Origin of the sequence: Pseudomonas sp. V98_8, from assembly GCF_029967975.1 — a bacterium.
Taxonomy (GTDB): Bacteria; Pseudomonadota; Gammaproteobacteria; order Pseudomonadales; family Pseudomonadaceae; genus Aquipseudomonas; species Aquipseudomonas umsongensis.
In genome coordinates this window covers 13,648-28,934 of the sequence record NZ_JASCAE010000044.1, presented here as the reverse complement: position 1 = coordinate 28,934, position 15,287 = coordinate 13,648, and the positions used below count along the sequence as shown (strand labels likewise).

Sequence of the window (15,287 nt, the reverse complement as noted above, 5' to 3'; positions counted from 1 at the left end):
CGTTCATGGACCACGATGGAGAACAACAATGTCCGTTAGATCGCACCTTATGCGCTGCAGTGGCGCTTTTGCCGCTTCCGTCCTTGCATTGGCCATCCAGGCCGGAGCCGCCTGCGCAGAAGAAGCACCTCCCGCCTCGCCACCTGCCTTCACCGATCAACAAGTCAGCGATGCCTATATCTACATGCTCGGGCGCTTGCTGGTCATGCGCCAGCAGCAACTGGACTTTCAGGACGGCATGACCTGGAACCAGTTGGTGCACCGTAAGCCCGGTGCGGTTGACTGGCCCAATCCCAATCTCGACGTCGCCTATTCGGAAGCCTGGATCGCCGTCGATGAACGCAGTTGTACCCAGGTAAGCGTGCCGAAGGTCACCAATCGCTATTACACGGTGCAATTTCTCAATGGCTGGGGGGAAACCCTGGCCAACATCAATGAACGTGCGTTCGCCGACCATCCGTATGGTGAGTTCGCGGTGTGCCTCAAAGGTGCAAAAGTGGATCTGCCGGCCAATACCCGGCGAATCGACCTGCCCGTACGCACGGCCCGGGTGCTGTCGCGGGTCGAGTTGGGGGCCGATCGGCAGGTGGCCGAGCAACTGCAGCATCAGTTCACAATGCGCGCGACGGGCTCGCCAGAGCTGCCGTCGACACCACACGGGCCGGTATTCGAGCTGTACAGGTTGCCGACGGTGGAGGCCTTCGATGCCGCTGCGGCGGCGCTGGAGGAGCCCGATCTCAATCCAGGCATGCAGACGCTGCAAGCGCAAGTGCGCGCCATTGCCGAACAGATCAAGCAACCTGGCGAACGTGCGCGCATCGACCAGCAAATCAAGACCCATACCTTTGCGGCCCTTGCCAGCGCAGCGGCGACCATCGGTCCGGGTACCGTGCGCAACGGTTGGGTGCGCCCGGCGGTTTCCGGGGCTTATGGCGAGGATTACCTGACCCGGACGCTGATCGATCTGGGCGGCATCTGGGCCAACACCAGCGCGGAGGTCAACTATTACCGTGGCGCGCGGGATGCTGACGGTCAAGTCCTTGATGGCGGGAAAAGCTACTCGCTGACATTCCCGCGTGAACAATTGCCTTCCGGGTTTGCACGGTACTTCTGGTCCGTCACGGCCACCAACAGCAAAACCTTCCGGGTGCTGCCCAACACGCTTGAGCGGTTTTTGCTGAACAACCAATCGGACCTTCACTACAACGCCGATGGCTCCCTCACGCTGTATTTCGGACCGCAATTGCCCCAGGGCGCGGCCGAAAACAATTGGCTGCCGACGGTGGCAGGCGAGCCGTTCCGGCTGATGCTGCGCTACTACGGCGGCAAGGGCCCGGTGGCCAGCGGCGAATATTTCCCCCCGGCGCTGGTGCGGCTATGAGGCGCTGACCTGCAGGAGGGGGCTTGCCCTCGATGGTCGTTAACGATAACGCGGGCTACCTGGATGCCCGCGTTGCCCCGGCGTTTTTCGCGAGCAGGCTCGCTCCCACAGGTTCAGCGCGGTCCTTGTGGGAGCGAGCCTGCTCGCGAAGGACGGCAATGATCACACGGGCTGTCTGGACGAACGCGTTTTCGCGAGCAGGCTCATTCCCACAACGTCCGGGCCCGCCAACCCAGGCCAGCCTGACGAAAAAAAGCCCTGATGTCCCCAGCCTGACCAAGGGCGGTAGGGGACATCAGGGCGAAAACGAAGGGGTAAACGTTCAGAACAAACAGAGACTCAGGACACGCAACGCGCCTTGTCTTTCCAGTATTTTTCACGCACCTGACGGCGCAGCACCTTGCCCACCACACTGAGCGGCAGGGCCTCGACGAACTGGATGGACTTGGGCGCCTTGAAGCGGCCCAGGCGACCCTTGACGTGTTCGATCAGCGCGTCGACCGACACGACCTGGCCATTCTTGAGGATCACTTCGGCGTGCACCGCCTCACCCCATTCCTCATGGGGAATGCCCACGACGGCCGAGTTCAGCACCGCAGGGTGAGCATTGAGCGCTGCTTCCACCTCGATGGCATACACGTTGAAACCACCGGTGATGATCATGTCCTTCTTGCGGTCGACCAGGTACAGGAAGCCCTCCTGATCGATGTAGCCCAGGTCGCCGGATTTCCAGTAACCATTGTGGAACTCCTGCGCGGTGCCTTGCGGGTTGTTGAAGTAACCCGAAATGGTGCCCCGGGACCGCACCCACAGCTCACCCGTGGTGCCCAGCGGCACTTCCCGGCCATGGTCATCGACGATCAGGATCTCGGCGCCGACGGCAATGCGCCCGGCCGAGGACAGCTGCTTCTCGTTCTGGGTCAAGTGATCGGCCTTGCCCAGTAACGCCACGGCGTGCAGACACTCAGTGGCGCCATAAATCTGCATAAAGATATTGCCGAAGCGCTCCTGGGCCTGGCGCAGTTTCGCCGGGCTCATTGGTGCGGCCCCGTAGGCCATGGTCTGCAGTGAGGACAGGTCAAACTCGCGCGCCTCGGGCAATTCCAGCAGCCGATAGATCATGGTTGGCACGAGCAGGGTCATGGTGACCTTTTCCGCTTCGATATTGCGGCACAGGCGAGCCAGGTCCGGGATGTTCTGGGTCAGGGTGCAGCCGCCGCGAAACAGCGTCGGCAGCAGGCCCAGCCCGGAGCCGTGGCTGATCGGCGCCATATGCAGGAAGCGGGTATCCGGCTGATAGGGCTGCTCGGCTTCCAGATACATCGAATCGCGCAGCGCCATCCAGTTTTCGATGGTGTAGGCAACACACTTGCTCTGGCCGGTGGTGCCCCCGGTGAAGCGATAGACCAGGGTGTCCTTTTGTGTGTCGTTGTCGACGCCCGGATTGTGATCCGGCACGCCTTCGAGCAGGTCCCAGAAGTACAGCAACCCGTCACGCGGGTGTTCGGGAGGGTCCATGCAGACGACGGTAATGCCTTGATCGTGAAGCGCATCAAAGTAACGATCGATCAACGCGTTTTCGATGAACACCACTTTGGGGCGCAGGAATTCTATTTGCCAGAGGTGCTCCTCGAACGCGTCGCGATAGTTCGCGTAGGCCGCGGCGGCGTCGCCCTTGAGCGCCGTCCAGGCATGGAACAGCGAGATGTTGTCGTTTTCCAGGATGCAGAGGTAGACATCCCCGCGGCACAGCCCAAGTCGCCCACGCAACATGTTGACGATGCGATTGGTCAGCGAATGGAATTCACGGAAGTTGTATCGGCGATTGCGCTCGATGTTGACCAGGGCTTCCCGATCGCCGAACCGCACGGCCAGGTTACCGACCGTGTGTGCGAAGTTCATTATTGTCATTATTCATTCTCCGTCCGGGCGTGTGGCTGCACGCCCGTTGCGATCATCGTCGCGAGTTTAACCCGGGGCATGGCCCCGGGAATACTCAGGCCTGTTGAGCCTTGATAGCTGCCATGGCCGTGTCAATGAACACCTTGACCTGCTGGTTGGCGTCGAAGCGTTCGACGGCAGTGCTCCAGTCGGTGATGCGCGCGATGTTCGCCTCGATGGCTTCGGGTGTCAGGTCTTCGTTGCCGATGAACACCGGAGTGGTCTCTTCCATGCGTACAGCCGAGAACACACCGGCGCCGGCACCCAGGATCAGCTTGGTCGGTGCGTTTTCGCTGACCAGGAACAGCGCGCCCGGGGTTACCTGCTCAGGTCGGCTGGCCGCCAGCAGTTCGGCCGGCATTACGTCTTCGGTCATGCGCGTGGCCGCCATCGGCGCCAGGGTGTTGACCAGGATGTTGTTCTTGCGACCTTCGATGGCGAGCATGTTCATCAGGCCCACTACAGCCATCTTCGCCGCGCCGTAGTTGGCCTGGCCGAAGTTGCCGAACAGGCCGGCGGCAGAAGTGGTCATCAGCACGCGACCGTAGTTTTGCTCGCGCATCAGGTCCCACACTGCCTTGGTGCAATTGATCGAGCCCATCAGGTGAACATTGATCACCGCATGGATATCGGCCATTTCCATCTTGGCGAACGACTTGTCGCGCAGGATACCGGCGTTGTTGATCAGGATGTCGACGCGACCGAAGGCTTCGACCGTTTGCTTGACCATGGCCTGGACTTGTTCGTAGTCGGCCACGTTAGCGCCGTTGGCAATGGCGACGCCACCGGCCTGGCGGATTTCCTCGACCACGGCCAGGGCCGCATCGGACGAACTGCCGGAACCGTCACGGCTACCGCCGAAATCATTGATCACAACCTTCGCGCCGCGCGCAGCCAGGTTCAACGCATGAACGCGCCCAAGGCCATTGCCGGCGCCGGTGACGATAGCGACGCGATCATCAAAACGAATGGTCATCATGTTTTCCTCTGGTGAAATAATAGTAGGTGGAGTGCGGCGCAGGAAATGCGTGGTTTCCTCGAAGACGCCGACCTCCATAAACGATCAGGCGCGGCCGAAGATGCCGACGTGCTCGGTGGACTCTTCGACGCGCCACAGGCCGCCGCCGTTGCCTTGCAAGGCGATGCGCGCGCCTTCGACCTGACGCGGACCGCAGTTGCCGCGCAGTTGCTCGACCAGTTCAAAGATCTGGCCGATGCCGGTGGCACCAATCGGATGCCCCTTGGATTCCAGGCCGCCAGACGGGTTGACCGGCAACCGGCCGCCCAGGGCGCTGTCGCCATTTTCCGCCATCACACCGCTCATGCCCGGCTCGCACAGGCCCAGGGCCTCGATCGCCAGCAGTTCGCCGACGGCGGTGGCGTCATGCACTTCAGCCACATCGACATCTTGCGGGCTGATGCCGGCCTGCTCGAAGGCCGCCTTGCCGGCCAGGTGGGTGCATCCCTTGTCGAAGTCGTCGGCGGCACGGGCCGAGGCCGAGCGCACGACGCTGGCCAGGACCTTGATTGCACGGTTCTTGTTGAAACCGTATTTCTTCATGGCCGATTCAGTGCACAGGATCGCGGCAGCCGCGCCGTCGGAAATCGGCGAGCACATCGGCAGGGTGATCGGGTAGGTGATCGGCGGGGCGGCGAGGATTTCCTCGATGCTCATGGCATTACGGTACTGGGAGCGCTCGTTGTGCACTGAGTGGCCGTGGTTCTTCGAGGATACGGCGGCCAGTTGACGCTGGGTAATGCCGTAGCGCTCCATCAGGCCGCCACGGCCCAGGGCGGCATAGACGTCCATGAACGGGCTGTAGGGTTTTTCGGATTGCGAACCGGCAGGCGGCACGATGCCCTTGCCCATGCTCGCCAGGTAATTCTTGTTTTCCTCGAAGGTTTCGATGTCCCAGGCAGACTCGAAGGCCGAGAACATCTTCGATTTGTCGCTGTAGAACATCTTTTCGGCGCCGACTGCCAATGCCACTTCGGCAGCACCTGCCTGCAACTGGGTCACGGCCAGGTTAAAGGCATGGCTCGACGAGGCGCAGGCCCCTTCGATGTTGAAGATCGGGATGCCGTCCAGGCCCAGCGGCAGCAGCGCCACTTGTCCACGGATCATGTGCTGGCCATCGAAGTGGCCCTGGGTGCAGTTGCCGAAGAATCCGACCTGAATCCACTTGCGGTCGCAGTCGGCGTCTTTGAGGGCGTCTTCCACTGCCCAGGCGGTCAGTTGCTTGATGGTCTTGTCGGTGTGACGGCCGAAGGCGGTCATGCCGACGCCGACGATGTATACGTTTTCCATTCGTTACCTCGAATAGTCAGAAAAGGCAGGCGCAGGCCTCTGTAGGCGCGAGCATGCTCGCGATGCAGGTCAACGATCACGCGGGCTGTCTGTTTGCCCGCAGTGGCATGACGTTTTTCGCCAGCATGCTCGCTCCTACAGGGGAGGCGTAATCAGTAACCCTTGAAATCAGGTTTGCGTTTCTCGGCAAAGGCGCGCACGCCTTCGGCCATGTCGTAGGAGCGCTGGTGGTCGCGCAGCTCCAGCAGCTCCTGGCGCAATGCATCGGCACGGGATTTGTCGCCGGCTTCGTCGGCGACTTTCTTCATCTTGCGCAGCACCAGCGGGCTTTTCCCGGCGAGCTTGTCGCCCAGGGCCTGGACGCGTTCGACCAGTTCGCCGTCGGCCACCACTTCGCTGACCAGGCCATAGTTCTTCATGTCCTGGGCGGGCAGGGCGTCACCGGTGAACAACATGTACTTGGCAACGTTCTCGGGGATCTTGCGTGGCAATACCGCGGCACCGCCGCCGCCCGGGAACACACCGAAGTTTGAATGGGCATCACCAAAACGCGCGCTTTGCGCGGCGATTACCAGGTCGCAGCACAATACGGTTTCCAGGCCACCGGCCAGGGCGAGCCCGTTGACCGCGGCAATCACCGGTTTGGGGAATGCGCGCAGCGCGTCGAAGAAGGTGACGATGGTGTCCAGCAGGTCTTTTTCGCCGGGCTGCGGGGTTCCGCCAGCCTTGAGGTCGGCGCCGGCACAAAACGCCGCACCGGTGGCGGTCAGGGCGATCACCCGCACCTGATCGTCGTGTTCCCAGGCGTTCAGGCGGGCGGTCATGGCCTCCAGCATTTCACGGTTGAGGGCATTCATGGCTTTCGGACGGGTCAGGGTAATCCAGCCCACCTGGCCCTTGATGTCAAAAGAAACGGACTCGCTCATCTCCAATCCTCGATCTCATGCAATTGACGTTTCTGTCTGGATCGAAAATTACGCGACTCCCGAGAGCGCTATCCCCCCCCCTTGCGGACGGGGCGAGCGCCGCTTCGTCTGTTGCAGGATAGGCGTCACATCCAGGCAACATGCCAAGGGCGGAGAAGTCAATAATGCAGACAAATGTCATCAACGCCGGCGATCTACTGGTCGCCACCAAGTTCGCGCCACCGCGCCTGAGCGCCCGGCACATACCCCGGGCACACCTGCTGAACCGCTTGCGCGAATCGCAACACTGCAGTGCAACCCTGATTACCGGCGGCGCCGGTTTCGGTAAAACCATTTTGCTCGCCCAATGGCGCCTGGAACTGATGAAGGCCGGGCTGGACGTGGCCTGGGTATCGTTCAGCCTCGATGACCGCCAGTTCGCCAGCTTCCTGTCCTATCTGCTGGCCGCCTTGCAACGCCTGGGCATTGCAATGGATCAGGACTGGCTCAACAGCGACGGCAGCGAACAGTCGATCAACGCCTTGATCGCCCTGATCACCCATGCCGTACAAGACCTCGAAAGAGAGTTGCACCTGCTGCTCGACGATTTTCAACACGTCGAATCACCGAGCGCGCACCGCTTGATGCAGAAATTGCTCGATCATTGCCCAGGTAACCTGCACATCACCATTGCCTCGAGGACCACGCCGCCGCTGAGCCTGGGCCGCTTGCGCATGCAAGGTCATGTCGCCGAGATCGACACCGTCGAATTGCCGTTCGATGTCGATGAAACCCAGGCATTCTTCAAGCAAAACCTCAGCGTTTTGCCACTCACCGCCGACGAGGAACGCCTGATCCATGACCTGACCAGCGGCTGGCCGGCCAGCCTGCAACCCATCGCCACCATGCTGCGGGTGCGGCCAACGCGGCGTTCGCAACTGCGTTCGATTTTGCGTAACTCGGCGGATCTGCAGGCTTACCTGACCGAGGACGTGGTGGCCTGCCTGCCGCCGCAGCTGCTGGAATTCATGGAAAAGGTCTCGATCCTGCGGCGCTTCAACGCCGAGGTCGGCGAATTTGTCAGCGGCTCTCCCCATGCGCAGGACATGATCAAGCGCGCCGAGGATGAGAATCTGCTGATCCAGCGCATCGAATCAGACGACAGCACGCCCTGGTATCGCTTCCATCCTTTGTTCGGCGAGTTTCTCAACCAGCGCCTGGCGGCCCGTGGCGAGGTGGTGGTGCAGGCGCTTCATCGGCACGCCAGCCAGTGGTTTGCCGAGCATGATTATCTGGTTGAGGCGGTGCGCCATGCCAATCTGGGCGGCGATCGCGATTACGCGGTCAAGGCCATGGAGCAAGCAGCGTCCAGTATCTGGAGCATGGCCTACACCAGCCCGATGCTGCATTTGCTCGAACGCCTGCCCCAGGACACGCTGTTCGCTCATCCGCAACTGTTCATCATGGGCTGCCTGACCTATGCCTTCACCGCCCGGCCGGAAAAAGCCGAGCGCTGGGTGGAGCAGATCCGCCGCAGCGAAGCCTCACGCAACCCCGCGATCTCCTCCAAACTGGTGCTGGCCGACGCCGCGATTGCCCTGACACTGGATCAGCCGCTACGGGTCATCGGCCTGCTGGAACCGACCTTGCAGACGCCATTGGAAAACCGCTCGTTGCGCTACATCAGTCTCTCGGGACTGGCCACTGCCTATTTGTCGGTGGGGCGTGTAGATGACGCGCGCAAGCTCCATGAGCAGCACCCGATAGACCTGCAGTATCGCGACAACGACATGGCCATGGTCTTCGAATCCACCCGGGCGCTGACCAGCTTGCGCGAAGGCAATGCACGTCAGGCGCAAAGCATCGGGGCCAGCGTGACCGAGCGTGCCGAGCAAGCCTATGGACGCGATTCGGTTTCCGCCAATCTGTGCGCCGCCACACTCTGCGACGCTTATTACGAACTGGACCAGCTGGACGAGGCGTTGCGGGTCCTGGCCAACCGCAGCGGGATCCTGCGCTCATCCATGCCCGAAGTGATGGGCCGGGCCTCACTGTGTCGTGCGCGCATCACCTTGCAGCGCGAATCGGCCCAGGCGGCCTTGAGTTTCCTCGAAACCCAGGGCGCGCACTTTCACGTGCTGGGCCTGGACCGGTTGCTGGCAATGATGCTGGCCGAGCAAGTCCGGGTGTTGATTGAGCAGGGTGAAAGTCGTCGCGCCGGCGAACTGGTGACGCGACTCGCTGCGCTGGAGGCGGCCCAGCGGCCATATGCCGAAACCCGCGGGGAAATCAGTTGCCAGGTGGCGATGTCCAGGGTGCGACTGGCACTGGCCGGGCGTGACCCTGGGCTTGCGCTGGAACAGTTGCAGGCCGTCAGCGTGTATGCCGAGCAGTCGGCGCGGGGACGCACGCGGGTTCGCCTGCTTCTGCTCAGTGCCCTGGCGCACGACATGCTCGACCAGCCAGAACAGGCGTTGACGTACTTGCAACAGGCCATGCAAGCGAGTGCCCGGATGGGGTTGGTGCGCACACTGCTCGATGAAGGCCCGGCGGTGCTCGCATTGCTGAATCAATGGCAAGGCGAAATGGCGCGGGACATTTCTGTCGCCGAGTATCTAAACGCGCTGCTCAACCGCCAAACCTTGCACGAGGAACCCGCGCAAATAGCCGTTGCCCCCAGGAAGATGAACGACGGGCCACGAGCCACCCTGACCCCGCGTGAGCTGGAAATCCTCGGTTTGGTCGCCCAGGCGATGTCAAACAAGCGCATCGCCCTGACGCTCAACATCACCTTCGGCACCGTGAAGTGGAACGTGAAAAACATCCTCGCCAAGCTCGGTGTGTCGAGCCGCTACGCGGCGATCTCCCTGGCTCGCCAGCAAGGCCTGCTCAAGTAACCGGATGCGGGCGGCAGCCCGCGCACCCTCCCGAGACGGGAGGCGCAAGCGATGTCGGCCACCGCGCATGCTCAGGTCAGCATCGATTACCCGACCCGGTACAAGAGGAAGACCATGAGTGATACATCCGCAGCATTCCTGAGCGAGCAGGAAATCATGATTCGCGACGCTGCCCGCAAGGTGGCGCAAGAAGTAGTGGGCGCCACCGCCGCCGAACGCGACCGCACGGGCGCCTGGCCCCATGCGGAGCTAAAGGCCGTGGCCGACCTGGGCTTCCTGGGCATGCAGATTCCCGAGGAGGCGGGCGGAGCCGGCATGTCCTTTCCGGAATACTGCCTGTGCATCGAGGAGTTTGCCGCCGCCGATGCCGGTTTTGCGACCATTTTGCATGTTCATAATGGTATGACCGACATGCTGCATCGCTTCGGCACCGAGTTGCAGAAGCAGAAGTACCTTGCCGGGATGATTAGCGGCGAGCTGATTGCCGCCGGCCTGCTGACCGAACCCCAGGCCGGTTCCGACACCGCCGCGTTTCGCACCACGGCGCGCCGCGATGGCGACCATTACGTGCTCAACGGCAGCAAGCAGTTCATCTCCAATGGCAGCGAAGCAGGCATCGCCTTTGCTATCGCCGCCACCACCGAAACCGCCGAAGGCCGCAAGGGCCCGAGCATGTTCATCATCGACCCGCGTGAGCCCGGTTACATCGTCACGCGCGTGGAAAGCAAGATGGGCCAGCGCTCGGCGCATGTAGCGGCCATTCAACTGGATAACTGCCGCGTGCCGGCCCATAACCTGCTGGCGGAGGAGGGCACCGCTTACAAACGCTTGATGGCGACCCTGTCCGAAGGCCGTATCGGCATCGCCGCCGTGGCCGTGGGCGCCGCCCGCGCCGCGCTGGAAGCGGCGGTGAAGTATGCCAACGAGCGTGAAGCCTACGGTGCGCCGATCATCAAGTTGCAAGGCGTGGCGTTCGACCTGGCGGACATGGCCACCCAGTTCGAAGTCGCCCAGCACTACATGTTGCACGCCTCGCGCCTGCACTACGCCGGCGTGCCCTGCGCCAAGGAAGCGTCCATCGCCAAGCTGTTCGCCAGCGAAATGGCCGAGAAAGTCTGCTCCGAAGCGCTGCAAATTCATGGCGGCTACGGCTACCTCAGCGATTTTCCGGTGGAGCGCTATTGCCGTGACGTGCGGGTGACCAAGATCTACGAGGGCACCAGCCACATCCAGAAGGTGATCATCGCCCGCAATTTGTAACGGGCGGCGTTCGTGTTCCTGACCATCGCACCCTGGGCACGGCCGGCATGCACCGGCCGGTGTCGCATCAGGAGGAGTTGAATGTGACTGACAGTGCAGTGCTGTACGAAAAAATCGGCAAGACAGCGTTGATCACCCTGAATCGTCCGCACAAACGCAACGCGTTCGAAGCGGCCATCAATGAAGCCTTGCCCGTGGCGCTGATGACGGCGCGGGACGATCGTTCGATTCGCTCCATCGTCCTGACTGGCGCTGGCGGGGCCTTTTGCTCGGGCTTTGACCTGGGTAGCCTGGAGGAGGGGGACGACCCCGCGTTTGCCGGACGCCAACTGGTGCTGGGTTTTCATGAATGGTTCGCCAGGCTGGTCGACTTGGGCAAACCAGTGATCGCGGCAGTCGATGGCGCGGCCGTGGGGGCGGGGTTCTCGCTGGCGCTGGCCGCGGACTTCATGTTCGTTACGCCGCGAGCCCGTCTGTTGCCGACCTTCCTGAGCCTGGGGCTGGTGCCAGACCTGTCGATGCTGTACGTGCTGCCCAGGGTGGTGGGGCTGGCCAAGGCCAAGGAACTGATATTTTGCGCCCGGCCGCTCGATGCACAACAGGCACTGGCGCTGGGTTTGGCCCAGGCGGTCATTGACCAGGAGCAGTTGCTGGACGGCGCCTTGCAGTTCGCTCGCCAGTTCGATGACGCACCGCCCGATGCGTTAGGATTGGCCAAGACCCTGCTCAACCGCTCGTTCGAGACCGACCGCCACGCGATGACCCAGTTCGAAGCCAGCGCCCAGTCATTGTGCGGGGCCAGTCGATACCATGCCGAAGCCGTGAACCGCTTCCTTGGCAAGCAAGGGTTGCCTTATCCCGGTGCGGTGCTGCCACAGCCATGAAGCCCCAAAGAGGGAGGGGCAACCGGCCATGGGGCCTGCCTATCCTTGAGACTCAAGACCTGCCGAGCGCCATTGCCCGGCGCAGAACGCCCAGGGCGCCGGCAGGGTTTTCAATACTGAGGAGTAAGACATGATGCAGAAAGTCGTCGTCGCGGGTGTAGGTATGATCCCCTTCGTCAAGCCTGGCCAGAGCGAGACCTATGCGGTCATGGGCGAGCAGGCCGTGCGGTTGGCACTGGCGGATGCCGGCGTAGGTTACGAGTCGGTCCAGCAGGCATATGCCAGCTACGTCTTCGGTGATTCCACCAGCGGCCAGCGTGTGCTGTACAACGTCGGCATGACCGGTATCCCGGTGATCAACGTCAACAACAATTGTGCCAGCGGCTCAACGGCGCTGTTCCTGGCCAACCAAGCGATCGCCAGCGGCATGGTGGATATCGTCCTGGCCTTCGGTTTCGAACAGATGGTGCCCGGCGCCATTCCCAGCTCCTTCCCGGACCGTCCGAGCCCGTTGGAGCCGTTCCTCGATCAGTGCGATGAAGCGATTCCCGGTGCGGCGCAGATTCCGGCAGCACTGCGTATCTTCGGCAGCGCGGGCGTGGAGCACATGAATCGTTTTGGCACGCCGCTGGAAACCTTCGCCAAAATTCGCGCCAAGGCCAGCCGTCACGCGGCGAACAATCCCAAAGCCGTATTCCGTAAAGTGGTGACTACCGAAGAGGTCATGGCCGATCAAGTGGTGTGGCCGGGCGTCATGACGCGCCTGATGGCCTGCCCGCCGACCTGCGGCGCCGCCGCGGTGGTGTTGTGCAGCGAATCCTATGCGAAAAAGCACGGCCTGGATCGCAGCGTATCGATTGCCGGTCAAGCCCTCACCACCGATGGCGCGGAGACCTTCAAGTCGGGCGACATGCGTGATGTTGCCGGTTATTCGATGTCCCGCGCGGCGGCGCGCAAGGCTTACGAAATGGCTGGCATCGGTGTCGAGGACGTGCACGTCGTCGAGCTCCACGACTGTTTCGCCCAGAATGAGTTGCTGACTTACGAATCGTTGGGCCTGTGCCCGGAAGGTGGGGCGCAGAAATTTGTCGACGATGGCGACAACACCTACGGCGGACGCTACGTGGTCAACCCGTCTGGCGGCCTGCTTTCCAAGGGCCATCCGATTGGCGCGACGGGCCTGGCGCAATGCACCGAGCTGGTTCAGCAACTGCGTGGTCGCGCGGAGCAGCGCCAGGTCGAGGGCGCACGCATTGCCTTGCAACACAACGTTGGCATCGGTGGCGCCTGCGTCGTCACCCTGTACCGCAAAGACTGACAGGGGAACCGCGATGGATTTTCAACCTGATGCCAGCCTCGAAGCATTCCGCGAGCAAGTGCGCGGCTTCCTTCGCGACCAGGTCCCGGCGGACCTGAAAAGGCAACAGCGCTGCACGCGCTCGCCGCGAGAGCAGATCACGCGCTGGCAAAAGCTCCTCACCGAACGCGGCTGGGGTGCGCCTTACTGGCCCAAGGAGCACGGTGGCACAGGTTGGTCGGTGCCGCAGATCCTGGTGTTCGATGACGAGTGCAGCGCTGCGGGTACGCCCACCCTGGATGGCTTCGTGCACAAGATGCTTGGCCCGGTGCTCAATAGCTTCGCCACGCCTGAGCAAAAGGCCGAACACCTGCCTGCGGTGTTCAATGGCGAGCGCCTGTGGTGCCAGGGCTTTTCGGAGCCGGGCGCAGGTTCCGACCTGGCATCGCTGCGCACCCGTGCCGAGCGCGATGGCGACCATTATGTGGTCAATGGCCAGAAAATCTGGACCAGTTATGCCCATGACGCGGACTGGATCTTCCTGCTGGTGCGCACTAACACGGATGTGAAGAAGCAGGCCGGGATCAGCTTTTTGCTGGTGGACATGCGCACGCCCGGCATCACCGTGCGCCCGATCCGCAGCATCGATGATGCGCATCACCTGAATGAAACCTTTTTTGACAATGTACGGGTGCCCGTGGCCAACCTGATCGGTGGCGAAGGGCAAGGTTGGAGCATCACCAAGTTTTTGCTCAACAACGAACATGCCACGGTTGCCGACCTGCCCGAGCTCAAGCGCTACATGCGCGAGCTGCGGCTGATCGGCTGCACGCTGCAAGTGGATGACCAGCCACTTTTCGAGCAGCCCGGGTTTGCCCTGAAACTGGCGCGCCTGGACGCCGAACTGCAGGCCATCGAAATGCTGGTGCAACGGGTGGCGCGCCTGGAACAACAGCACAATCCGGCGTCGCACACCTTGGGCTCGATCCTCAAGATCCGCGCCACCGAACTGCAGCAGCGCATGACCGAAGCGCAAATCGAGGCGCTGGGTGACTACGGTGCGATTGCCTATCCGCATCCCCACGAGGCGGACCCGCAACAGCCGTTCCCGCAACAGGCACTGGCACGTGGCATCAGCCATGACATGTTCCTGCGCCGTGCCTCGACCATTTACGGCGGCACCAGTGAAGTGCAGCGGGGCATTATCGCCAAGATGCTGTTCCAACTCTGATATCAGGAAACCGCTATGGATTTCGAATTCACTTCGGAACAACGACTGTTGCAGGACAGCCTGCGACGCTATGTAGACAAGGCTTACAGTTTCGAGGCACGCACCGCCTTGCTCAAGGCGGGCAAGGACGGGAGTGCGGACAACTGGGGCCTGTTCGCCGCCAACGGCTGGTTGATGGCCGCGTTGCCGGAAGAATACGGCGGCCTTGGCGGCACGCTGGTGGACACGGTGATCATTGCCCAGGAACTGGGGCGTGGATTGGTACTGGAACCCTTCATGGCTTGTGCTGTGCTGGCGGCCCAGACGCTGTTGGCAACAGGCAGCGAGGCGCAAAAAGCGCGACTTGTGCCGCAACTCGCCGACGGGACCTACCGCATTGCGCTGGCCTACGGCGAGGCGGGCTCACGGGGTATGCCATTGCCGGTGACCCTTCAGGCGCAACGGGTGAATGACGGATTTCGCCTGTCCGGGCGCAAGAGCCTGGTACTCGGTGCCGTGGGAGCCAAGGCGTTTATCGTCTCGGCGCAAATCCCCCAGGCACCGGGCATCAGCCTGCTGTTGGTCGATGCCGATCGTCCGGGCCTGACCTGCCAGACGCTGCCTTTGCACGACGGCACCTGGGCGCAGGCGTTGCACTTCGACGGTGTCGAGGTTGGCGCCGATGCCTTGTTAGGCGAGGCGGGGCAGGGTTTGTCGGGGTTACGCCAAGGCCTGGCCAACGGCATCGTCGCTCTGTGCGCAGAGCTGGTCGGCGGGATGGAAAAAACCATTGAAGTCACAGCCGATTACCTCAAGGTGCGCCAGCAATTCGGTGTGCCCATCGGTTCATTCCAGGCATTGCAGCACCGGATGGCGGATATGGCGGCGGAGCTGGAAATGGCACGTTCAAGCCTGCACGCGGCCCTGGATGCAATGGCCAATGATGACGCGGTCACTCGTGACAGGACGGTGTCGGCCAGCAAGATGCTCATTTGTCGCGCGGCCAAGTCGGTTTGCGGCCAGGGCATCCAGCTGCACGGCGGCATCGGCATGACCGAGGAGTACCTGGTCGGCCATTACTACAAACGGGCCGTCGTCGCCGATTTGCTCCTGGGCAGCAGCGACAGCCACGAAGCCGCTTGCGCGGCCGCACTGCAGGCGCAACTGCGCGCCTGATCCGCCATTGAACAGATTATCGAGAGCA

11 protein-coding genes are annotated in these 15,287 nt (G+C 62.2%); 7 read left to right on the top strand and 4 right to left on the bottom strand.

All coding sequences use genetic code 11. From position 1 onward, the window contains the following. Window positions 1–28: 28 nt before the first annotated feature. On the top strand, window positions 29–1,381 hold the full coding sequence (locus QLG10_RS13710) for a DUF1214 domain-containing protein (protein WP_282487524.1): 1,353 nt from the start codon (window positions 29–31) through the stop codon (window positions 1,379–1,381). Window positions 1,382–1,720: 339 nt separating this feature from the next. On the opposite strand, the gene QLG10_RS13705 is transcribed toward QLG10_RS13710, so the two are convergent. From QLG10_RS13705 to QLG10_RS13690, 4 genes are all read right to left on the bottom strand, one after another. Then, window positions 1,721–3,292: an AMP-binding protein gene (locus QLG10_RS13705; RefSeq protein ID WP_248677563.1), complete on the bottom strand. Its 1,572-nt coding sequence runs from the start codon at window positions 3,290–3,292 to the stop codon at window positions 1,721–1,723. Window positions 3,293–3,377: 85 nt separating this feature from the next. Next, a complete protein-coding gene (locus QLG10_RS13700) occupies window positions 3,378–4,298 on the bottom strand; it encodes an SDR family NAD(P)-dependent oxidoreductase (protein WP_248677562.1) in 921 nt (306 codons plus the stop codon). 87 nt (window positions 4,299–4,385) lie between these two features. Beyond that, window positions 4,386–5,630 carry a thiolase family protein gene (locus QLG10_RS13695; RefSeq protein WP_248677561.1) on the bottom strand — a complete coding sequence of 415 codons (1,245 nt, stop codon included), beginning with the start codon at window positions 5,628–5,630 and terminating at the stop codon, window positions 4,386–4,388. 152 nt (window positions 5,631–5,782) lie between these two features. Further along, window positions 5,783–6,556 (bottom strand): enoyl-CoA hydratase/isomerase family protein, encoded by a 774-nt coding sequence (locus QLG10_RS13690; RefSeq protein ID WP_282487523.1) that lies wholly within the window; start codon window positions 6,554–6,556, stop codon window positions 5,783–5,785. A 164-nt stretch (window positions 6,557–6,720) separates the two neighbouring features. Between QLG10_RS13690 and QLG10_RS13685 the strand changes: the two genes are divergently transcribed. The 6 genes from QLG10_RS13685 (at window position 6,721) to QLG10_RS13660 (ending at window position 15,259) form a co-directional block, all read left to right on the top strand. Next, window positions 6,721–9,432: a LuxR C-terminal-related transcriptional regulator gene (locus QLG10_RS13685; RefSeq protein WP_282487522.1), complete on the top strand. Its 2,712-nt coding sequence runs from the start codon at window positions 6,721–6,723 to the stop codon at window positions 9,430–9,432. Window positions 9,433–9,546: 114 nt separating this feature from the next. Next, window positions 9,547–10,692 carry an acyl-CoA dehydrogenase family protein gene (locus tag QLG10_RS13680; RefSeq protein WP_248677558.1) on the top strand — a complete coding sequence of 382 codons (1,146 nt, stop codon included), beginning with the start codon at window positions 9,547–9,549 and terminating at the stop codon, window positions 10,690–10,692. Between the two features lie 83 nt (window positions 10,693–10,775). Next, window positions 10,776–11,576, top strand: a complete 801-nt coding sequence (locus tag QLG10_RS13675) for an enoyl-CoA hydratase/isomerase family protein (protein ID WP_282487520.1) — start codon at window positions 10,776–10,778, stop codon at window positions 11,574–11,576. Between the two features lie 130 nt (window positions 11,577–11,706). Next, window positions 11,707–12,894: a lipid-transfer protein gene (locus QLG10_RS13670; RefSeq protein ID WP_020799112.1), complete on the top strand. Its 1,188-nt coding sequence runs from the start codon at window positions 11,707–11,709 to the stop codon at window positions 12,892–12,894. A 13-nt stretch (window positions 12,895–12,907) separates the two neighbouring features. After that, window positions 12,908–14,104, top strand: coding sequence for an acyl-CoA dehydrogenase family protein (locus tag QLG10_RS13665; protein WP_282487519.1), 1,197 nt, complete (start codon window positions 12,908–12,910; stop codon window positions 14,102–14,104). A gap of 15 nt (window positions 14,105–14,119) precedes the next feature. Next, entirely contained in the window at window positions 14,120–15,259 is a 1,140-nt protein-coding gene (locus tag QLG10_RS13660; protein WP_282487518.1) for an acyl-CoA dehydrogenase family protein, read from the top strand. The last annotated feature ends 28 nt before the right edge of the window (window positions 15,260–15,287 follow it).